Raw genomic sequence first — 21,970 nt, 5'->3', positions numbered from 1 at the left:
AGGGGATATTTTTTGGCTTCGGAGGTTTTCCGAGACTAGCCGATATCCTCCATATATTAAGGAAAATGATATGGCAGCTCATCAAAATGGTTCTGAAGCCAATCACTCCCAAAGTTTAAAACATGGACTCAAATCACGCCACCTGACGATGATCTCGATTGCAGGGGTAATTGGTGGCTCTTTATTCGTAGGCTCGGGCAGTATTATTTATAATACAGGACCTGTAGTTTTTCTAACTTATGCTTTGGGTGGTCTACTCGTTTGGTTCATCATGCGTATGTTAGGCGAGATGGCCGTTTTAAATCCTGATAGTGGCTCTTTCTCAACTTACGCTGACCGTGCGATTGGTCGTTGGGCCGGTTTTTCAATTGGCTGGTTGTACTGGTGTACTCTGGCAATGCTCATGGGCTGGGAAGCCTATGTGGCAGGTAAAATTTTAAATAATTGGTTTCCCTTCATACCGATCTGGGCCTATATGGTTGTGGTGATTGGCGCATTAGTCACAGTCAATTTACAGAACGTGAAAAACTATGGTGAATTTGAGTTCTGGTTTGCACTCATTAAAGTCATCGCGATTGTTATTTTCCTTGTGATTGGTAGTTTGGCAATTATGCATTTGTGGCCTTGGGGAAATCCGGCTGCTTCTGGTATTAGTAATCTAACCTCTCAAGGCTTTATGCCAAATGGAGGGTCATCCGTCATTACCGCCTTACTTGGGGTAATGTTTGCCTATATTGGTGCTGAAATTGTGACTGTAGCGGCGGCAGAATCGGCAAATCCATCTAAAGAAATTCGTAAAGCATCGAACTCGGTTGTTTGGCGAATTATTTTATTCTATGTGGGTTCAATGTTTGTCGCGGTATGTTTAATTCCTCACAACAATGAACTTTTGAAAGATTCGACTTGGGGAACCTATAGCGTGACTCTGTCGGCACTCGGGATTCCGGGGGCACGTCACATTGTGAATTTTGTGGTATTAACATCGGTATGTAGTTGCTTTAACTCAGCACTTTACACGTGTTCACGTATGTTATTTTCGTTAGCTAAACGCGGTGATGCACCGAAAAGCTTTGGCTCTGTAAACAGCAAAAGCAGCCCGTGGGTGGGCGTGATTGTGTCATGCTTCTTCTCTGTAATTGCTGTCGTTTTAACTGCAACAAAGAGCATGGATGTTTATGACTTTTTCATGCTAACCACGGGTGCAGCAACACTGTATGTGTACTTAACCATTGCTTATTCTCAGCTTCGTATGCGCAAGAAGCTTGAAGCTGAAGGTGTGAAAATTGACTTTAAAATGTGGATGTTCCCTTACTTAACTTATGTGGTGATCTTTGCAATTATTGGTGCAATTCTTACCATGTTGATTGAAGGCACATACTTTAAAGAAGTGATTTACACCACAGCATTGTTCGGCATTATTGTATTCTTTGGCTTATTGTCGGAAAAACTGGGGTGGGGTAAAGAGCGTAGAACAACCCATCTTACTCATACTCAAGAAGAAAATTTAGTTTAGTATTTTCAGAATAAAAAAAGAGTCTCATTGTGAGGCTCTTTTTTTATTCATTCAGGACAGAAAAAAGAATCAACTCAGTGTTTGTACGCCTGCTTCACGTAAGCATTGGAGTAAGACACCAAAAGCCATCACCATGTCTTTTTCATTCACACAAGCAAACCCCATAAGCAAGCCACGCTCTGCATGTGCATGCGACTGCATGTAGTACTGTGAAAGCGGGCGAACTTTAACACCACGTTCAAGTGCGGTTGCTGCAATCGCAACATCATCGCAAGAGTTCGGTAATTTTAAAACTAGGTGTAATCCAGCTGCTTCATCATATTCGTGAATAAATTCAGGGCCAAGATAGCGTTTAATCAGACTGACTAAGTAATCGCGTCTCTTGCCATAAAGTAAACGCATACGACGAATATGAGCTTCGTAATGACCTTCACGAATAAATTCGGCTAGGGCTTTTTGCTCAAGTAAATGTCCGCCACGATAGAGTTCGGCTGCCACAATGCGTAGGGGTGAAAAGAGCGGTTTTGGTACCACCAAATAACCAATTCTTAAAGACGGATAAATGGTTTTACTAAACGTGCCCATATATAAAACAGGCGCATCATTTTCTAAACCTTGTAAAGACGGATACGGTTGGCCTGAGAAACGGAACTCACTGTCGTAATCATCTTCTACAATCCAGCTATTGTGCTGACGGGCAATCTCAATCAATTTGCGTCGGCGATCTAGGCTTAAATGTGAACCCAGTGGATATTGGTGTGAAGGCGTGACAAAAATTAATTTAGGTGGTTTAACCGGATTTTCTTCGGGAATAATGCCTTCTGCATCGACTGGCATGGGTTGAATATCAACGCCATTAATACGTAAAGTATTACGCATTCCCCAATAGCCGGGATCTTCAATCCAGATCCGGTCACCAATATCACTAAGCGCACGTGAGACTAAATCAATCGCTTGATGAATACCTTCGGTAATAATTATCTGGTCAGCATCACATTGAACTGAGCGTGCAACCCGTAAGTAATCTGCCAATGCACTTCGAAGCTCAATACATCCGCCCGCGTTGCTATAGATCAGGCGGTTAATGTCAGGCTCACGGCTTAATTTTGCTTGAATACGGCTAAAAATATGATGTGGAAACTCAGTCACATCGGGCGCTCCCGGCACGAAAGCTCCCCATTGATGCGGAGATGCTGCGGCATAGCCTAATAAGTTTGAACCACGATTTGAGAGCGCATAAGAGTTTTGAACTTTCGGACTTGAAACTGCTTTTTTCTTATTTTGTGTATTTAAAAAACTCTCTGGTAGTTTCTCGGCAACCCATGTGCCATGTCCCGTACGGGCTTCTAAATAGCCTTCGGCCTGTAGCTGTTCGTAGGCAGTGAGCACCGTATTTCTCGAAACATGAATTTCACTGGCTAAGTCACGGGAAGCGGGCAAGCGTGTTTTAGGCTGAACGACGCCATCAATAATGGCACCACGCAGACAACGGAACAAACGTTGATGTAGTTTCCCTTCAGTATCCTGTTGGAGTCGTTGCAGCAAATGATCTCCAAGTAAACTACGCAATTGGCTCTCTCCTACAGTTAAAAAGTGGCTCTCGTCAGTTGCCGTCAGACGAGCGAAATTACATACATAGGCAGTCGTTGTAAAGCACCCTGAAAATTAAGCACGGGATGCAAAAACCAAAGCTGCAACTGATGATGAAAATATGAGGGAATCAAATGGATAATCAACATTCTGCACTTAACGCACGTAAACAGCAAGCAACTCCACGCGGTGTAGGCGTGATGTGCCAGTGGTATGCTGAAAAAGCTGAAAACGCGACGCTTTGGGACAAGGAAGGCAACCAATTTATCGACTTTGCTGGTGGTATCGCGGTTTTAAATACAGGCCATCGCCACCCTAAAGTCATTGCAGCGGTGACTGAGCAACTCACTAAATTTACGCATACTGCCTATCAAGTAACACCGTATGAAAGCTATGTAGCTTTAGCTGAGCGTATTAATGAGCGCGCACCAATTGCTGGTCCTGCTAAATCAGCGTTTTTCACAACAGGTGCAGAAGCTGTTGAAAATGCAGTGAAGATTGCTCGTTGTTATACAGGTCGTCACGGCATTATCACTTTTGGTAATGGTTTCCACGGTCGTTCATTCATGACCATGGCAATGACAGGTAAAACCGCTCCTTACAAACGTGATTTCGGTGTGATGCCAGCGGGTGTATTCCACGCGCGTTATCCTGTGCCTGCTAAAGGTATTTCAGTAGACGCAGCAATTGAAAGTGTTGAAGATATTTTCAGTGAAGATATTGCACCGCATGATGTTGCAGCAATTGTGCTTGAGCCAGTACAAGGTGAAGGCGGTTTCAATGTTGTGCCAGCTGAGTTCTTAAAACGTTTACGCGCAATTTGCGACAAGCACGGTATTTTATTGGTTGCTGACGAAGTGCAATCAGGTTTTGCCCGTACTGGTAAATTGTTTGCAATGAATTATTACGAGACTAAAGCAGACTTAATTACGATGGCGAAAAGCTTGGGCGGCGGCTTCCCAATTTCAGGTGTTGTTGGCCGTGCAGAAGTGATGGATGCACCAAACCCAGGTGGACTAGGCGGTACTTACGCGGGTAGCCCAATTGCTGTTGCTGCTGCGCACGCTGTTATTGATGTAATTGAAGAAGAAAACCTATGCGACCGTGCAAATGAACTAGGTGCTGAGTTGGTTGTTGCACTTAAAGATATTCAACAAGCAACAGGTGATGTAGTTACTGATATTCGTGCATTGGGTTCAATGGTTGCGGTAGAACTTGAAACTGCTGAACAAGCAAAAGTTGTACAAAACTATGCAATGGAAAATGGGCTGTTACTTCTTACTTGTGGTAAATACGGTAATGTAATTCGTTTCTTATATCCATTAACCATTCCTGCTGAACAATTCTGTCAAGGTCTTGATATCTTGAAACAAGGTTTTGCAACACTCAAAGCAGGGAGTGCAAAAGCAACGGAGCAATCTGCATGAGTCAAAATACTTTGCAGTATTTATTAAAACATCCTGATATTGCGTTAGAAGCACCTGCTTCAAATGATTATATCGAGGTTAATGATGCTGCTACGGGCGAAGCTTTGGCATGGGTAAAAACCTATGACCGCGCAGGGGTTGAAGCTGCAATTAATCGTTCGGCAAAAGCGCAGGCTGCTTGGAAAAAGCAAACTGCCTTGGCTCGTGCTGATGTGTTATTGGCATGGTACAACCTCATGCTTGAGCACAAAGAAAACCTGGCACAGATTTTAACGGCTGAGCAAGGTAAACCCTTGGCAGAAGCACGTGGTGAAATTGGTTATGCAGCATCATTCATACGCTGGTTTGCTGAGCAAGCTCGCCGTGTTGATGGTGAAGTCTTAACACCTACTTTGCCAAACCAACGTTTGCTCGTGATTAAACAAGCGATTGGTGTAACTGCTGCAATCACACCGTGGAACTTTCCAGCTGCGATGATCACGCGTAAAGCGGGTCCTGCAATTGCTGCGGGTTGTTCAATGTTGGTTAAGCCAGCAGAGCAAACGCCGTTAACAGCTTATGCACTTGAAGTATTGGCATTACAGGCAGGTTTACCAGCCGATGTTTTAATTAATATTAGTGGTGATGCGGTTGAAGTCGGTAAAACCCTATGCGAAAGCGATATTGTTCGTAAGTTAAGCTTCACAGGTTCAACCCAAGTTGGCCGTATCTTAATGCAACAATGTGCGCCAACTATTAAAAAGCTTTCACTTGAACTCGGTGGTAATGCACCAGTTGTGGTGTTTGACGATGCCAACCTTGAACAAGCTGTTCAGGGCATTATGGCAAGTAAATATCGCAACAGCGGTCAAACCTGTGTTTGTGCTAACCGTATTTATGTTCAAGACGGTATTTATGATGCATTGGCAGACCGGTTGGTTGAAGCAGTATCTAAACTGAAAGTTGGTGATGGTCGTCAGGAAGGTTCAACTCAAGGGCCTTTAATTGATGAAGATGCGATTGCAAAAGTTCAGTCTCATATTGCAGATGCAACAGAGAAAGGTGCAACCGTTCGTATTGGTGGTCAACGCTCAGCACTTGGCGGTACATTCTTTGAACCGACAGTTTTGACTGGTGTAACGCAAGACATGAAAGTGTCTAAAGAAGAAACTTTTGGTCCGCTTGCACCACTGTTCCGCTTTAAAACTGAAGATGAAGCAGTGGCAATGGCGAACGATACCGAATTTGGTTTAGCTGCTTATTTATTTACTCAAAGCACAGCGCGTCAATGGCGAGTGGGTGAAGCACTTGAGTACGGTATGGTCGGCATTAACACAGGCGCAATTTCAAATGAAGTTGCTCCGTTTGGTGGCGTAAAACAATCAGGTCTAGGCCGTGAAGGTTCAAAATTCGGCATCGAAGAATATGTCGAAATGAAATACCTCTGCGTAGACTTGTCTGAGTAAGGAATAAAAGCGAGTTCGCTTTGTTCTGAACGAAAACATGCAGTTATGCTGTATGTGATGTTTCACAAAAACCGGTCATGCCCATTCATGACCGGTTTTTTTATTTAAGTCGACAGATATCCTTCATGGCTTTCTGGTAAACGCCTGAGTTCTTCAATCAGGGTTTCAATGAGTTTTTCGACCACCAGACGTTGGCCTTTTCGAGACACATAAACCAGTTGTAGCATGCCAATATTTGATTTCCAGTCAGGAAGAATATGAATAAGAGTGCCTTTACGAATTTCAGATTCGACAGTTAAAAAGGGAAGATCGGCAATGCCTAAACCATCCATCACAGCATAGTAGACACCTGCCAAGTCATTGCTTTTGATTCGTGGTTGATAAGGTACATCAACCGATTCGCCGTTACGAATATTGCATAAATGCCAAATATAATTTTGCTTTTGAGTGCCTAAGCTAATACTTGGAAAGTCTTGTAGCTCTGAATAATGTTCAATAGTGCGACCTTGAAGCAATTCAGGTGAGGCAACCAGACAATGATCGGTTTTAATCACATCACGAACAATTAAATTCGAGTCTTCATTCGGTTCGAAATTGGTACGAATCGCGAGGTCGATATCATCATGCAAAATATCAACTCGACGGCTCGTTAGCTCGAGCGCAATCTCAACTTTAGGGTAGGTTTTTAAAAACTGATTTAAAATTTTTCTAATTTGAAAATGCATCATGAGTGGTGGGCAGCTTATTTTCACCAACCCTTGGGGTTCACTTTTTTGCTTCAACAAAACGTTTTCTGCACATTCAACTTGAGCAATGACTTTGCAGCATTCCTCATAAAACTCTTGGCCTAAATCGGTCACTTTAAAATGGCGGGTTGTTCTTTGAATTAGGCTAACGTTAAATTTATTTTCAAGGTCAATAATGCGTCGGCTGAGCTTAGATTTACTAATATTCTCAGCTTCACTGGCCGCACTAAAGCCGCCGTGTTTTACGACCAAATAGAAATAATAAAAATCATCAAAAGAGCTTATCAATGTCCGATCAATCCATTTAAATTTAAGATTAGAGCGCTTAAGCACTCTAATCTTGGCAACTCTAATTATTTCTGTGATGTATTAAAGCTGTAGCTGGTCATGAGGTTGCGATAATCAGGAATATGATTTGAGAAGAGTGCACCTAGACCTTCCACATCATTACGCCAGTCGCGGTGTAACTCACATGCCATACCGAACCAAGTCATAAGCTGAGCACCTGCTCTCGACATACGGTCCCAAGCAGCATCACGTGTTAATTCATTGAAAGTACCAGAAGCATCGGTAATCACAAACACCTCAAAATCTTCTGCAAGTGCAGATAAAGCAGGAAATGCCACACAAACTTCAGTGACTACACCAGCAATAATCAATTGTTTTTTACCTGTCGCCTTAACCGCTTTTACAAAGTCTTCATTATCCCATGCGTTAATTTGACCAGGACGTGGAATAAAAGGCGCTTCTGGGAATAATTCTTTTAATTCAGGAATTAATGGACCATTCGGGCCATTTTCGAAACTCGTGGTAAGAATAGTAGGCAAATTAAAATATTTCGCAGCATCTGCAAGTGCCAATACATTATTTTTAAATTTATCAGGATCGATATCTCGAACTAAAGAAAGTAAACCTGCTTGATGGTCAACTAAAAGAACCGCAGCATTATCCTTGTCTAAGCGCACGTAATCTTGAGCCATTTTTTTATTTCCTCTGTTATCAAAATGAATAATGAAAAATTATTAAGTAGGTTGTCATTGCCTAAAATTATGCTAGTTGAGTTTGTTGTCGTGTTTAAGTCTAAAAAATAGGATTAAGAATTTTAAAAATAGGACGATAGCCGAGACATGTTCTAAAAAAGTTGGATTGTCTCATAGATGAAATAATGTGTTGCTAATCCTGATCTATAAACTGCAATTATTGAGGCGTAAAATCAATCTCAGTTCAAGAAAATCCTACATATATAGGAGAGATCAGATGAAGAAATTTCTTGGTGCATATCAAAATAACCACATGCATTGGGTGGGTGATGGTTTCCCTGTATATAACCTGTTCTCTTATGACCGTTTAGGCCAAACCCTAAGCCCATTTTTGTTACTCGATTATGCAGCGCCTTATACTTTCTCACCAACCACTGAACAGCAAGGTGTAGGCTCACATCCTCATCGTGGCTTCGAAACTGTAACGATTGCTTATGAAGGTGAAGTAACTCATAAAGACTCAAGCGGTGGCGGAGGAACCATTAAAACAGGTGATGTACAATGGATGACTGCGGGTGCAGGCGTGTTACATGAAGAGTTCCATTCTCCTGAATTTGCAGAGCATGGCGGCCTTTTTGAAATGGTGCAATTGTGGGTAAATTTACCTGCTCATTCAAAAATGACACCTGGAAAATACCAAGCGATTGAAGCTAAAAATATTCCAGATATTGCACTAGACGAGCATGGTAGCCATTTGCGTGTTATTGCTGGTGAATATGCAGATTCACAAGGCGCAGCAACTACATTTAGTCCGTTAAATGTATGGGATGGTAAATTGGTTAAAGGCCAAAAACATACCCTTTATGTGCCTGAAGGTCATACGACATTGGTTGTGGTGTTAGATGGTGCTGTTGTGGTGAATGACTCAAATCGTCTTGAAGGTAAAACAGTTGCGATTTTATCTCGTGAGGGTGTTGAGTTTAGTCTGAATGCAGAAGAAGACACTAAATTCTTGGTGCTAACAGGTCAGCCACTTAATGAACCGATTGAAGGCTATGGTCCATTCGTAATGAATACCAAAGCTGAGATTATGGAAGCGATTGATGATTTTAATCGTGGAAAATTCGGTTCCATCATGCAAGAAGGATAGATCTTCTACGTCTTATTTTACGTCATTTGAAGTAATAAAAAGCCCGCTATCAAGTGTGAATAGCGGGCTTTTTCGCTGTAAAGGTTCTGTTTTTATGATGGTTGGCATTGTTGTTGCTGCATTGTTTTATGTGATTTGCTTCTCATTATTGTGGCCTAATGATATCTCAAAAAAAGATAGTTGTAAAACAAATGATATAGATATAGTTAAATTATCTTATTTTATTTAAAAGATTTTTTTTAAATTTATAAAAAATATGAATTTTTATATGGTTGTATATTTTTGTAAAAAAATATAAAAAATTAGCCTTTTCGGCAGTTAAACATTTTGTGTATAAATTCATGTAAAAAATAAAAATCTGGTAGTTTTTAATACGGTGTTTTTTTAGGGTATGAGTGATAATCAAAAAAACTCTCAAAGAATGGGACATCATTTTGAATATCGCAATTATTGGCAGTGGAATGGCAGGTCTTGCGGCAGCAAGAATTCTGAAAGATGCAGGGCATACGATCACGATATTTGAAGCACTTCCTGGCCGGGGAATGGATAGCCATAGCATTGAGTTCGATGGTGGAATTATTGATGCACCGCTACGTGTGATGAATCCTCATTTATGGAAAAACACACTCAGCCTCGCTGCTCATTTAGGTATTAAAACCTTTCCAGTTCGTACTTATATGTCATGTAGCTGGTTATTTGAAGATCGTACTGAAACATGGTTAACCACATCTCGTAGCCGTATTGGTAATTTCCCGATTATCAATAACCGTAAAGGCATCCAGCAATATGGCTGGCGTCTTGTGAAAGGGATGTTGCAATTAAAAACTGCGATTCATCAGTTCTTTAAATCTAAAAATCAAGATATTACTCTCGCTGAATTTATTAATCAGAACGATATAGAAGAAGTATTCTGGCATGGTGTAGTAATGCCGGTTTTATATACCATTTGTACGTGTAACCCAAAAACAATTGGCGATTGGCCTGCGAAAAACCTACTCGAGTTTTTACGTCATTTGACCGATGGCGACATGTTGTTACGCATGAAAGGCGGAACGCCAGCATTTGTAGATAGCTTGATTAAAGATATCGATATCCATAGCGGATCGGCAATTAAGAAAGTTGAATTACAAGGCGAAAAAGTACTGGTTGAAAACAGCCAAGGTGAACAAAACTTATTTGACCGTGTGATTGTTGCAACGCCAACATCTAAAATCGATGAGTTTTTAAACCCTGAACAATTTGCAGAAGATATGAATTTGCTTAAGCAATTCCGCTTTGAGCAAGGCGATCTTGTGATTCATACAGATGCGACAGTCATGCCACCACGCCGTAAAGACTGGTCAGTGCTTAGCTACATGATGGATCGTAAATTTACGCGTCAACAATTCACAGTGTGGATGAATGCGGTTGAACCAACACTTGTGGGTAAAAATCCGGTATTCCAGACTTGGCGCCCAGTGACTGACATTGACCCTAAAAAAATCATTTCAAAAGTGACATTAACGCGTGCGGTTGTAGACTCAAAAACGATTGCTTTAAATAAACAATTGCAACAACGTCATTTAGATTTAAACCGTAAAGTATTCTACTGTGGTTCATGGTCGTGTGATGGCTTGCCAATTTTAGAGTCAGCAGTCACTTCTGCGATGCATATCGCTGAAATTTTAGGTGCGCCTTTACCATTTGTAGGTTTAAAACCTCAGGTTGAAGTTGCCCCTGAACTCGGCTACTAAAATTGTGAAAAAAAAAGTTCGGGCAATACTCTCGAGTCTAATCCCTCATAAATATGCAATTGATGCATCAAATTTGGGGGATGATGGAGAGCTTGCTTGGACAAATTTGGGGTTTTGGAAAAATACCCAAAACTACCGTGAAGCTTGTAGCCAATTGGCCGACCATTTGGCACAAGCCGTCAATTTAAATTCAAAAGATCATCTATTAGATTTAGGCTGCGGGCAAGGTGCAAGTTTATTGCACTGGTTACAACACTATCAGCCCAAAAGCCTTAGTGCAGTCGACTTGCAAGTAGACTGTGTTAATAAAATTCAAAAACTTATTCCAGAAATAAGTCAGATTTACGCGGGTTCATTTTTAAATTTAAAACAATTTGAATTTAAAAAATGCTTCGATGTTGTGTTGTGTATCGATGCGGCTTATCACAGTCATTTAAATTCATTTCTTGATTCGGTCACTCCAGTTTTAAATTCAAATGCACGATTAGGTTTTCACTACTTAATGCGTGCTGACACATGTCAAAACATGACCGTGTTACAAGAACAAAAACATCGTTATCTGCTTAAAGCGGCAGACGTTGCTTGGGATGCTGTACCCAATGAGAGAATGCTAAGAAAGACATTAGAGCAACAAGGTTTTGTTGATATTCAAATTGAAGATTTATCAGAACAAGTATTATTAGGTTTTTCACAGTATATTCAAAATCAACAAGAGCGAAATCAAAGCCGAGGGTTGGCAAATTTTAAAATTCAAATGACTGCAAAGTTATGCCGACAACTCTATCAAAATGGATATGTACGTTATATTCAAATAACAGCAATAAAAAAATAGGATGAACCATGTCAGCCAAATATCAAGGATCATGTTTGTGTGGAGCTGTGAGCTACCAAAGCGAAGCAGACCCGCGTTACAGTTTTAATTGTCACTGTCGAGATTGCCAGAAGGCGACGGGCTCGGCGTATGCGCCAATTGCTTTTTTTCATCAGTCTGAATTGAAAGTAAGTGGCGAGCTTAAATATTTTGAGACTTTGGGGTCTTCGGGTCGATCTATTAAAAGGGCCTTTTGCCCAACTTGCGGTTCTCAGCTTTTTGGCTTGCCTGAAATAGCGCCTGAAATGATTTCAATACGTGCAGGCACACTTGATGACCCGAGCTTATATCAGCCTAGAGCCGAAGTTTTCGTGAGCCAAGCCTATGCTTGGGATACGCTAAACCCAAACCTTCGACATTTTGAAAAAATGATAGAGAAGAAAAAAGAAGGGTAGAAGTATTCTGACAAGCTCGTAAGCCTTTTCTTACATGCATTCGGGAAAATGACTTCTTTTTATGACTTCAAAAATTACCTATGATGAACTTATTAGGGAACAGGAAGTTCCGAAACGTAAAACAACAATAATAAGTTTAAGCATCAGGACGTGAGGTATTACAGGAAGTGTACCTAGTAACGAAATACGAAAAAAGCCCAACAGGATGTTGGGCTTTTTTCATTTTGTATTAATAAATTTGTTTTCCACCTAAGGCAGCACAATCAACAGGCGTATTCCATTTCACTGCAGTTCCTGTAAGTACCGGACGAACAATACGCCATGGCCAGAATCCAAATCTTTGGCTTTGATGATAATTAATCACCACATCTGCCCCATATTTACGGGCAACAATCGCTAATTTAGGTTTTATTTCTTCAAAACCACCATAGGTTCCCTTTGCGACTTTTACACGTTTGATTAATTTATAGTGTTCTGCTGAAGGGGTACCCTCAATTAAGCAAATGGGAGGATTTGCAGTGGTTTGCATTTGAGATGCAGTATCTTGAGCATGTATGGTTAAAGGTAAAGCTAGAAATAAAGTAGGTAAAATAAAACGAAGTTTCATATTTTTCCTTGTTGGTATCATAATGAATTAAAGTTTATAAATAGGTCTTATTAACATGACCTTATTTGGTGGCGCATTATAATCATATCTTTTTGATATTTTTTATTTTTAAACCTATTTTTTTAATAAATTAGAAGCATAATTTTTTGGCTTTAAATGAATAAATTTGTTTTAGAAAGTTATTTTGAAGCTCAGGTTTATAATAAATTTTTATCGAATTTTACAAAAACAAAGTCTGTGATAAGGGACGTTTGTTGAAAGTATTATTCTTAAAAATATGATTAATATATTTTGCCTAAACTTATGTCTGCGTCAAAAAATGGTTACTGAATTACATTAATATGAAAAATAATTTGAGATGTTTAGTCTAATAGTAATAGATTTGCACTTTATTCTTTTGGTAATAACTATAAATTTTTGAGTATTGCAAAACCTACAGGCAACAAAAAACCCCATAAATCAAATATTCATGAGGTTTAATGATGGTGCCGACACACGGATTCGAACTGTGGACCTACTGATTACAAGTCAGTTGCTCTACCAACTGAGCTATGTCGGCGACGTGGAATGAATTCTACAGTTTCTTAAAAAAAATACAAGCCAAAAAATGACCACTTAAATTTTTTCTATCAATTTTTAAATGCTTAAGCGCTTGAGCTTTAGAAATGGCTTAAGCCTTCAACACATAAATATAAGAATCAACACGTTCGCCACTATTTAAAGTGACCTGAACAGGTACTCTTTCATATTCAGCACCTTCAAAATCATCAAGTAATTTCCAGTTTGTGTCTAAATGCTCCGAGCTAAAAACAAAACCTTGGACTTGATTGGCACTATTGTCGAGCACAATTGCCGGATAGCCTAAATCAGCTCCCCAACCTTCATTATGTAAGGTTCCATTTACCCAACCTTCTGCCCATTGCCCGCCAATATTTTCAAGTATATGTGCATTAGGACGGCCAGGCCCTAAAGTGCCATAAACAAATAAACTCGACATATAGTTTTCCTTTAACTTACAAATTAATGAGTTTTCGCGTGTGAGGTATACACCACTAAAAATATTCCAAGTAACGACAGTACAACAGTTAAGCCTACAATCGCATTCCATCCACCGTGTAGCCAGAACCAACCGCCTGCCGAGCCAATAATGCTCGAGCCCATATAATAAAAGAGTAAGTAGAGCGAACTGGCGTGGGCTTTAGCTTGTTTGCTTTCAGCACCCACTGAACTACTGGTGAGCGAGTGTGTAATAAAGAAACCCGTGGTAATAAATGCAATACCGATAATAATGCCGAAAAGAGAGGTGAGCAGTGTCATGAGGCTGCCTATAATCATTAAGGCAAAACCACTCATCATCATTGTTTTTTTACCAAAGCGTTCGGCTAGCGTACCTGCTAACGATGAAGACACCATACCGAAGCTATACGACAAGAAAATAAGGCTAATTTGAGTTTGACTCAGTGAGTAAGGTGCCCCACTTAAACGGAAAGTGGCGTAGTTAAATAGAGTAACAAAGACACTCGTAAGTAAGAAACCAATAATAAACAGGCGAAGCAATTTTAAATTACTTAAATGAGCACGCCACATTTGCATGTGAAACCCTAAATTCAATCCTTTTTTTTGTACAAAATTACGCGAAGCGGGAAGTAGATTTAAAAAGGCAATCGAGCAAATAAAACAGATTGCCCCGAGTAAGCCTAAAGCTGTGCGCCAAGAAAAATATTCAATCAAAATACCCATGCCAACACGGCCCATCATTCCACCAAAGGCTGTACCCGCAATATATAAACCCATGGTTTTACCCAAGTGTTCGGGTGCAATTTCTTCAGCAATCCAAGCCATCGTTACGGCCGGTACACCACCGAGCAAGAGACCTTCTAGTGCACGTGCTATGAGTAAACTGTGCCAGTTGGGCGTAAACATAGCGACAATATTAAGAATAGCTGCACACAGCATTGAGCTGAAGATGACACCACGGCGACCAATCGCTTGTGAAAATGCGCTTGATAGCACAATCGAAATAGCTAAAAAGGCAGTCGTTAGCGACAAAGCTAAAGAGCTGCTCGCGGGGCTAATTTGGAAGCTTTGGCTAAATGCGGGCAACAGCGGCTGTACGCAATAAATCAGAGAGAAACTGGCAAAGCCTACCAAGAATAAAGCAAATCCTGCGTGTTTATAGGCTTTCGTACCTTTGTGAATCCACTCGCGGGAAAGAACAGAAGTCGCCTCAGTGCTTAAGGTACTGGGTGTAGATGAAGAACTCATATCATGACCATGACAGAAAGAGGGTGCAGCGCCTTAGGGCATACTGCATCGAGAAAATTCGATAAATTAAAATTAGCAATTTAGAAGGTATTTTTCTAATATATTTAACAATGGGTCATGATATGTTTTATATATAACTATGGAACTAAGACATATACGCTACTTTTTAGCAGTAGCCGAAGAGAAAAACTTTACTCGAGCTGCGCATCGTTTAAACATGAGTCAGCCGCCTTTAAGCATGCAAATACGGGACTTAGAAGAAGAGCTAGGTGCAGATTTATTTATTCGTTCTCCGCACGGGGTGGAACTGACCGAAGCTGGGCTTGCCTTTTTAAATGCGATACAGCCTGTACAGCAGCGTGTAGAAGATGCAGCGAACCTCGTTAAACAAGTGGCAAATGGCGAAGTTGGCCAATTGCGTTTAGGTTTTACAGGCACTTCAATGTTGAACCCTTTAATTCCTAAATGTGTTCGCTATTTTCAGCAGCAATATCCTAAAGTGAATCTTAAGCTTGAAGAAGCGAATACCTTGCTCCTCATCGATTTACTACTTGAAGACCGTTTAGATGTTGCGATTATTCGCTCCCCACGCCACGTTCCAGATAGCTTAATTATTCAAGAATTATTAGCTGAGCCACTCATTGCCGCTTTGCCTTCAGAGTCTTTTAATCTAGACGATTCATCACAAGAAATTGATTTAGCTGCTCTACGAGAGCTTGATTTTATTGTTTCGCCACCTTCCATTAGCGCAGGGCTTTTCGATGCGATTAAACAAGCGTGCCATGAGCGTGGCTTTGAACCTAAAATTGGACAAAATGCCCCGCAAATTGTGTCAATTTTATCGTTGGTATCTGCAAATTTAGGGGTCTCTCTGGTTCCAGAGTCAACCAAACAATTGCAAATACAGGGCGTGGCTTATCGCTCTTTGCAAGCACCAGTACCTACGGTGGGTTTAGGGCTTGCTTATAAAAAACATGCCCCTTCACAAATGGCGATTAATTTTGCAAGTGTGGTGCAAGTGGCTTGCCACCATGCAGATGAATATCAATGAAATTGGTTTATGCTTTAGGCGCTTTGTTAATTAAAACGATGCCTGCAATAATGAAAATCGCACCATATAAAAACGATAAGGTCGGTTGTTCATGAATGAAAACCCAAGCCATCAATGCTGCAAAAATTGGCTCAGAAAGTTCGGTCACTTGGACCTTTGCCGCAGGTAAATATGTTAAAGCTTTGGTTGTACAGTAAAAGCCCAAAATGGTAGGCAGAACTGCCAAGCCAATTAAACCTAAAATAATATTGGTATTAAAAGTAATGCTATGAAAGTTGATGAAGAAGGGAACAGCAAGATAAACGCTACCAAAAAGTAATAAATACTTGGTCAGGAATAAACCGCCATTTAATTTGAATTTTTTAATTAAAACTGAAAATAGGCCATATCCAATACCCGCAATTGAAGCATTGATGAGCATTAATATACTATTTTCGCCTTTCCAAGAAATAACAGAAATTCCTAAAATGGCCAGTAACGTTCCAAAAATAGAATGTATATAGACACTTTCTTTTAAGACGAATCTACCAAAAAACAGTGCAGAAATGGCAGCCGAAGCCATCAAAACCACAACTACATTGGCCGCAGCACCATGGTTGTAGGCAATCGTTTCGAAAAAGAATAGCGAAAATATTCCTAAAAAGGCACATATAGCAATTTGAGTAAAAACACTGAGTTTGCTCGGAGTGCTGCTAATAAAAGCAATCTTTTGGCCGACAGGTACTTTAAATAAAAGAACACTTAAAAAGAAAAAGGCGATAATTGTTTTTAAAAAGGCAATGTCTTGTGGGCTTAAACCACTATGCATTAGCAATTTACTAATCACGCCAATAGATGCATTGAGTGCAGCAGCACAAAGTGCAAATAAAGTTCCGATAATTAAATTATTCACTCTTATAATTCTTCCAAATTTTTAGCCACAAGGATTCTACATTGTTTCTTGCAATATAACCTTGTTAGATTCCTTCTTTCCATGAAGTATCAGTTATCTATATTTTGTTGGTGATGGATATTAATTTGAATTAATCCATTTGTTGAAAAATATTTGTTGCTGGATTGTTAATTAATTTTGTTTATTTAATTTTAATTAGAAATTCTAATAAATAAGATTTTGTTGACATTTTATAAAATATATTTAAACATAATATTTGATTGTTTTAAGTTTAATTAATAACAATCTTAATTTTAACTAAATAAGTATTTAATGCTTAGATAATAATTTAAATATAATGGAGATAACTCGTGTTTTTTTCACAGGAAAGTTTGAAAAAATTAGAAAGTGCAGTTGATCATGCTATGCATAGCGAGTTTAAAAAAGATGAAATTATGCATAAATTTCATAATGAAGACTGGTTCGATGAAAATTATTATAAACGTCATATTTTAGAGTGTGTTATTCGCATTCATATGAATAATGAGTTAGATGCAAATGCTGTGCGCGTTGCGGCAATTAATAATATATCTGCTGCAAAACAGCTTTCATATTATTTATATGATGAATTTGGACACGATGAAATGTTTGGTCAGGATTTGACTAAATACGGCTATTCTTCAGATCAGATTATTTCAAAAAATGCATTTCCTGAAACATGGAAACTGATGGGGTATTTAAACTTTTGTGTAGAGAAATTTGGTGCATTGCCAGCAGTCGTTTGGGACTGGTTCCTTGAATATTATGGCGACAAATTCAATAATTTTATTACCCAAAAAGCGGGTGTTCATATGGGGAATCAGGCTGTATCGGGCGCTGCTTCACATGTTGCATTTGATGAAGCTGAAGACCATAGCGGCATGATGACAGATATGCTTTCTTCTGTAATTAAGACACAAGAAGACTTTGATCTTGCCATCAAACATATCAATAGTTTTGTTCCAATGGTGGGTGAATATTTTCAGGCTGTACGTGCTGAAACGCTTTCATAGCAATGGAATGAGAATATGCCAATGGTGAATATTCGCATTAAAGAGCATATTTTCATTGCTGATTCTGAGCAGCCTCTTATTCATGCAGTGCCTGATAGCACAATGATAAAAGGCTGTTTAAAAGGTGTGTGCCGGGTTTGTCGATGTAAGCTCAAAATGGGAAACGTATATGAATCCGGCAATCAAGTTGCAATAGGGCAAGAGTTTTTACCTTGTATTAGCTATGCCAATAGCGATGTAGAGCTAATACCTTTAGTCAATAATTTTAGTTTAGCTCAACTCATCAGTAGAAATTTTCTTTCTGAAAATATTGTCGAACTTAAATTTAAGATTAAGAAAACCTTTTTTAGTTCTAAAGCAATTGTGAATATAAAACATCCTTCAGAGTCTTTCATCAGAAGCTATTCTGTAGTTTCACTTGATGTGAAAAATTATGACTTTTTTGTTTTGCACATAAAATTAAGACCAAATGGAATATTTTCTAACTTATTTAAAAACTTAGCTATTGGTGATCAATTAGAATACAACTTGATTAATCATATAGAACCCGAATACGACAAGACAATGTCTAAAATTAATATTGTCAGTGGTGGTAGCGGTATGGGAGCTGCACTTACTCGTGGACTCGATATTATAAAAAAGTATCCAGTTTCTAAAGTAAATATATATGCAATTAATCGATTCGATTTAAGTGATTATCATAAATATTGTTTAAATATTTTTCGAGAGCAAGTTAAAGCTGAGGTTAATATTATAAATATCCCGTTTTGTACGTGGATTAATAATGGATTTGATTTTTCAAATTATTTAGATGCTCATGAGTTAACTGTGGGTGTCGGTTCTACATCGATAATTAATAAAATTTTAAATCAACCTCTTTGTGAGTTAGAAAGTTTTGGTCCCTAACGGAGACTGTAACAATGACTGTAGTAGTTATAGAACCTATTTCTTCAGGTGTCACTTATTTAAACGCAGCCCAAGAACTAGGTATAGATTTATATGTTTTTTCTACTGACGAAGGAGAGTGCAGCATTGATGGAACAATGCGTCAAAAAGCAAAACAAATAATAAAAATAGATACCAGTGATTTTCATAGTCAACTATCTAAAATTGTCGAATTAAAAACAGTAAAAGCCATCTTGCCGGGTGTTGAATATGCGGTGCCTATGGCTGCACAGCTTGGTAATTCATATGCTAAAAATTCGCTTGAATATATGGCGGCTCAAACTGTTCGAAATAAATTTAAATTTCGTGACAAGCTCACCAAGTCGGGCTTAAGCGATATTAAATATGCTTTGATTTCACATGGTAAACCGATGAGTTTGCCTCAAGACTTTAAATTTCCAGCCGTAGTTAAACCAGTCGATATGGCTGGCAGTATGTCTGTTAAAAAAGTCGCTGATCTTGAGGAGCTATTAAAAACAGTTGAAGAGATCTGGACATCTAAACCAAATGATATTGGTTTCTTTGCCAGTGGTGATTTGATTGTTGAAGAATATATTGTAGGTAAAGAATACAGTGTTGAAGGAATTGTTCACACAGATGGAAAGATAACCTTTGCTTCAATTACAGAAAAATTATTGGGGCCAGAACCTTATTTTGTCGAAATTGGACATATTGTGGGAAATAAATATGACGACCAATTTTCTGCAAATATTTTTGGCTATGCAGAAAAAGTCATTAGAGCATTAGAGTTAAATATTGGTCCTTTCCACTTAGAATTTAGAGTGACTCCTCAAGAAAAACCAATCGCTATTGAGCTGGCAGCACGGCTACCGGGTGATAACATTGTTGAGTTAATTAAAATCGCGACTAATTTTGACCTTGCTCAAGCCGTATTGAGTGAATATCTCGATCTTCCTTATTTACCTTCTATAGAAACAAATCTGGTCTCTGCAATCGCTTTTATTCCCCAAGGCAACCACCGTCTTTTCAAAGGTTTTAGTGGTTTAGATAAAGTATTAGAAGCACCTGAATGTGTGCATCATCACTTCTATTATGAAGCAGACGATGAACTCGCTTGTAATCATGATTGGACCTCAAGATTAGGCTACATCATCCTGCGTTCTGAAAGCGAAAATAAAATCCGTAGTTTCGTCAAACATATACATGAACAGGTGAAAGTCATATGAAACATGTATTAATCATCAATAGATATGACGATGAACTATCTGATTATAATAAATATATAGATCACGACGCTGTCCATGTGTCTTATATTTCATTAACAGAGACGATGCGCTATATCACTTCTTCAAACTGTTACTACATAGCGGGTTTAGAACGTTTAAATGAAGAAGACGTTTTAAAAGAAGCAGTAAAAATCTATGAAAAAAAGCCAATTGATTACGTTATTGCCATCTCGGAATATGACCTCGATGCTGCCGCTCGCATTCGAACTGAATTGAATATTGTGGGTGCAACGGTTGAAGACAATTTGTTGTGTCGTAACAAGAAAAAAATGAAGGATGCTTTAGCGCATTCTACTGTCCGTTATCCAAAATATGCAGAAGTGTCTTCATACCAAGATATTGAAAAGTTTCTGATAGACAGTGGTTCAGCAATTATTTTGAAACCTCAGGTAGGTGCAGCTTCTGAAGGTGTGATCAAAATGAGTGAGCTGGCTGATATTCCTCGTTTATCTTCATATGCGGGCTACGAAGTCGAGGAGTTTATTGAGGGAGATATCTATCACGTTGATGCGATTATTTCTGACAATAAAATGCCTTACTTTAAAGTCTCAAAATACATTAATACTTGTTTAGACTTTAGAAACGGTGCGCCATTAGGCTCAGTCACGATTGATAATTCAGAGTTTATTCAAAAAGTAGAAAGATTTACTTTAGACGTATGTAAATTCTTAAAATTAAAAGATCAGGCGATTCATCTCGAATTTATTGAGTCTAAAGGTGAGCTGGTCTTTTTAGAGGTTGGTGGGCGAGTCGGTGGCGGGGAAATTCCGTTCATTACATTACGCAATGAGTCAGTCGACTTGTACGAAATGTGGATTAAGGCGGCCATGAAGCTTCCACTAGAACCAGTGAACACCAAAATTACAGGCTTTTTGATGATGCCTAACCCATATAGTTCAGGCTTTGTGTTTAATGGGATTAAAGAATTAGATCATGAAACAATTACCTATCAACTAATTCAGGAAAGTGGCGACCATAACAATTTTAGTTATGAAAATATCCCTGCAAAAATTCATTTCATGGGAGAGAGTCAAATACAGGTCGAAGATGCGATTAAAAATAGTATGAAGATTTTACAAAGCGCAATTTGTCAAAATCATCATTCTAACTTGAGTCTAAGTGAGTCTTCTTAGTTGAGATTTGGCTAAACTCTAAAAATCAAAAAGGCTTGAGCTTAAATGTTCAGGCCTTTTTATATGCATTGATAAATGAATCATGGACATACATTTTAATAAGCCATTCTAATGGACTTTTGTTGCAGAGAATTGTGATTTATAGAACTAGCTCATATTATATAATTAGTTAATTATTAAAGAATTTTAAAAATGATTAAATCTATTATTTCAGGTTGCGCGGTTCTCACACTTTCGGCGTTGTCGGTTACGCATGCAGAATTTTCTTTTGCACAAGAGCTACAGCAAAGCTGTAATAAAGTGAAGCAATACGCGAGTTTAGGTAAGAAAAACTACGACCAAAAACAATATAAAAAAGCGCTAGAAAATTTCCAGAATCAAGCCTCTTGGACAGCGTTTTGTAAAGCCAATGCAGATGAAACCACGGTTAAATTTACTGACCGAGATGTTGAAGTTGCTAACAATAATGTGGGCCTAGCCTATGCAAAACTGGGTCAGCCACTTTGGGCAAGATCGTGGTTTATGCTCGATGAAAAATCAAAATCTAGCCAATTTAACCTTAAGCAATTACCAAAACCTAAAGCATCAAATGACTTGTCTGGTGAATATGTGCGTTACTCAGGTTTTGGCGAATGGGATCACATCACGGTAAGCCGTGAGAAGGGGCAATATGCAATCAGCTATGCTGGCTTATATATGGGCCTTAGAAGCTTAATTTACGGTCCGAACATGGGTGAGTTTGGCACCACAATGCCGAGCAATAAAAAGCAAATCGTCTATAAAGATCAAGACTGCCGTATTCAGCTTGATTTTAAAACCAATGCAAAATTAGGAAACTACATTCAGGCAAAACAAGACAGTGGCGATTCGGGTTGTGGCTTTGGACACAACGTGTATGCAGACGGAACTTATTTAAAAGTTGAGTCTGGAAAATAACACTAAAAATATA

The 21,970-nt window shown here is 39.0% G+C and carries 19 protein-coding genes, 1 tRNA gene and 1 pseudogene; 13 read left to right on the top strand and 8 right to left on the bottom strand.

Annotated elements, in window-relative coordinates; genetic code table 11:
* The first annotated feature begins 70 nt into the window (after positions 1-70).
* On the top strand, positions 71-1,513 hold the full coding sequence (locus I5515_RS10155; RefSeq protein WP_199966343.1) for an amino acid permease: 1,443 nt from the start codon (positions 71-73) through the stop codon (positions 1,511-1,513).
* Between the two features lie 69 nt (positions 1,514-1,582).
* Here I5515_RS10155 and I5515_RS10150 read toward each other — a convergent pair whose 3' ends face one another.
* Positions 1,583-3,082 (bottom strand): PLP-dependent aminotransferase family protein, encoded by a 1,500-nt coding sequence (locus I5515_RS10150; protein WP_199966341.1) that lies wholly within the window; start codon positions 3,080-3,082, stop codon positions 1,583-1,585.
* 155 nt (positions 3,083-3,237) lie between these two features.
* Between I5515_RS10150 and gabT the strand changes: the two genes are divergently transcribed.
* Together gabT and I5515_RS10140 are read left to right on the top strand one after the other, a co-directional pair.
* A complete protein-coding gene (gene gabT, locus I5515_RS10145) occupies positions 3,238-4,530 on the top strand; it encodes a 4-aminobutyrate--2-oxoglutarate transaminase (RefSeq protein ID WP_199966339.1) in 1,293 nt (430 codons plus the stop codon).
* Complete coding sequence (locus I5515_RS10140) at positions 4,527-5,975, top strand: NAD-dependent succinate-semialdehyde dehydrogenase (protein WP_199966337.1); 1,449 nt, start codon at positions 4,527-4,529, stop codon at positions 5,973-5,975. Before gabT ends, I5515_RS10140 begins: the two co-directional genes overlap by 4 nt.
* A gap of 104 nt (positions 5,976-6,079) precedes the next feature.
* Here the strand turns inward: I5515_RS10140 and I5515_RS10135 are convergent, their stop codons facing one another.
* Complete coding sequence (locus I5515_RS10135; protein ID WP_199966334.1) at positions 6,080-7,054, bottom strand: LysR substrate-binding domain-containing protein; 975 nt, start codon at positions 7,052-7,054, stop codon at positions 6,080-6,082.
* Positions 7,055-7,074: 20 nt separating this feature from the next.
* Positions 7,075-7,701 carry an isochorismate family cysteine hydrolase YcaC gene (gene ycaC / locus I5515_RS10130; protein ID WP_199966332.1) on the bottom strand — a complete coding sequence of 209 codons (627 nt, stop codon included), beginning with the start codon at positions 7,699-7,701 and terminating at the stop codon, positions 7,075-7,077.
* A 277-nt stretch (positions 7,702-7,978) separates the two neighbouring features.
* Between ycaC and I5515_RS10125 the strand changes: the two genes are divergently transcribed.
* From I5515_RS10125 to I5515_RS10110, 4 genes are all read left to right on the top strand, one after another.
* A complete protein-coding gene (locus I5515_RS10125) occupies positions 7,979-8,851 on the top strand; it encodes a pirin family protein (protein WP_199966330.1) in 873 nt (290 codons plus the stop codon).
* 434 nt (positions 8,852-9,285) lie between these two features.
* Complete coding sequence (locus I5515_RS10120) at positions 9,286-10,584, top strand: FAD-dependent oxidoreductase (RefSeq protein ID WP_199966328.1); 1,299 nt, start codon at positions 9,286-9,288, stop codon at positions 10,582-10,584.
* A 4-nt stretch (positions 10,585-10,588) separates the two neighbouring features.
* Complete coding sequence (locus I5515_RS10115; protein ID WP_199966326.1) at positions 10,589-11,416, top strand: SAM-dependent methyltransferase; 828 nt, start codon at positions 10,589-10,591, stop codon at positions 11,414-11,416.
* Between the two features lie 8 nt (positions 11,417-11,424).
* Positions 11,425-11,850, top strand: coding sequence for a GFA family protein (locus tag I5515_RS10110; protein WP_199966324.1), 426 nt, complete (start codon positions 11,425-11,427; stop codon positions 11,848-11,850).
* Between the two features lie 229 nt (positions 11,851-12,079).
* Here I5515_RS10110 and I5515_RS10105 read toward each other — a convergent pair whose 3' ends face one another.
* The 4 genes from I5515_RS10105 to sxtP form a co-directional block, all read right to left on the bottom strand.
* Positions 12,080-12,457, bottom strand: a complete 378-nt coding sequence (locus I5515_RS10105; RefSeq protein ID WP_199966322.1) for a hypothetical protein — start codon at positions 12,455-12,457, stop codon at positions 12,080-12,082.
* 483 nt (positions 12,458-12,940) lie between these two features.
* Positions 12,941-13,016, bottom strand: a tRNA-Thr gene (locus I5515_RS10100).
* 111 nt (positions 13,017-13,127) lie between these two features.
* The gene (locus tag I5515_RS10095; protein ID WP_199966320.1) at positions 13,128-13,454 is read right to left on the bottom strand and encodes a gamma-glutamylcyclotransferase; all 327 of its coding nucleotides are present in this window, start codon (positions 13,452-13,454) and stop codon (positions 13,128-13,130) included.
* A gap of 23 nt (positions 13,455-13,477) precedes the next feature.
* A complete protein-coding gene (sxtP, locus tag I5515_RS10090) occupies positions 13,478-14,722 on the bottom strand; it encodes a multidrug efflux MFS transporter SxtP (protein WP_199966318.1) in 1,245 nt (414 codons plus the stop codon).
* A 139-nt stretch (positions 14,723-14,861) separates the two neighbouring features.
* Between sxtP and sxtR the strand changes: the two are divergent.
* A pseudogene (sxtR, locus tag I5515_RS10085) lies at positions 14,862-15,807 on the top strand (multidrug efflux pump transcriptional activator SxtR).
* Here the strand turns inward: sxtR and I5515_RS10080 are convergent.
* Positions 15,781-16,665 carry a DMT family transporter gene (locus tag I5515_RS10080; RefSeq protein ID WP_199966314.1) on the bottom strand — a complete coding sequence of 295 codons (885 nt, stop codon included), beginning with the start codon at positions 16,663-16,665 and terminating at the stop codon, positions 15,781-15,783. The pseudogene sxtR and the gene I5515_RS10080 overlap by 27 nt on opposite strands.
* Positions 16,666-17,015: 350 nt before the next feature.
* On the opposite strand from I5515_RS10080, the gene I5515_RS10075 reads away from it, so the two are divergent.
* The 5 genes from I5515_RS10075 to I5515_RS10055 all read left to right on the top strand — a co-directional run bounded on the left by I5515_RS10075 (position 17,016) and on the right by I5515_RS10055 (position 21,957).
* A complete protein-coding gene (locus tag I5515_RS10075; RefSeq protein ID WP_075431135.1) occupies positions 17,016-17,696 on the top strand; it encodes a hypothetical protein in 681 nt (226 codons plus the stop codon).
* 15 nt (positions 17,697-17,711) lie between these two features.
* A complete protein-coding gene (locus I5515_RS10070; RefSeq protein ID WP_199966311.1) occupies positions 17,712-18,602 on the top strand; it encodes a 2Fe-2S iron-sulfur cluster binding domain-containing protein in 891 nt (296 codons plus the stop codon).
* A 14-nt stretch (positions 18,603-18,616) separates the two neighbouring features.
* The gene (locus I5515_RS10065; protein WP_199966309.1) at positions 18,617-19,828 is read left to right on the top strand and encodes an ATP-grasp domain-containing protein; all 1,212 of its coding nucleotides are present in this window, start codon (positions 18,617-18,619) and stop codon (positions 19,826-19,828) included.
* Positions 19,825-21,021, top strand: coding sequence for an ATP-grasp domain-containing protein (locus tag I5515_RS10060; RefSeq protein WP_199966307.1), 1,197 nt, complete (start codon positions 19,825-19,827; stop codon positions 21,019-21,021). Before I5515_RS10065 ends, I5515_RS10060 begins: the two co-directional genes overlap by 4 nt.
* A 192-nt stretch (positions 21,022-21,213) precedes the next feature.
* Positions 21,214-21,957: a hypothetical protein gene (locus tag I5515_RS10055; RefSeq protein ID WP_199966305.1), complete on the top strand. Its 744-nt coding sequence runs from the start codon at positions 21,214-21,216 to the stop codon at positions 21,955-21,957.
* Positions 21,958-21,970 lie beyond the last annotated feature (13 nt).

This window comes from Acinetobacter calcoaceticus, from assembly GCF_016508255.1.
Lineage (GTDB): Bacteria > Pseudomonadota > Gammaproteobacteria > Pseudomonadales > Moraxellaceae > Acinetobacter > Acinetobacter calcoaceticus_E.
The sequence above is the reverse complement of the archived record's forward strand: the minus strand, read 5'-3'. Positions and strand labels throughout refer to the sequence as shown.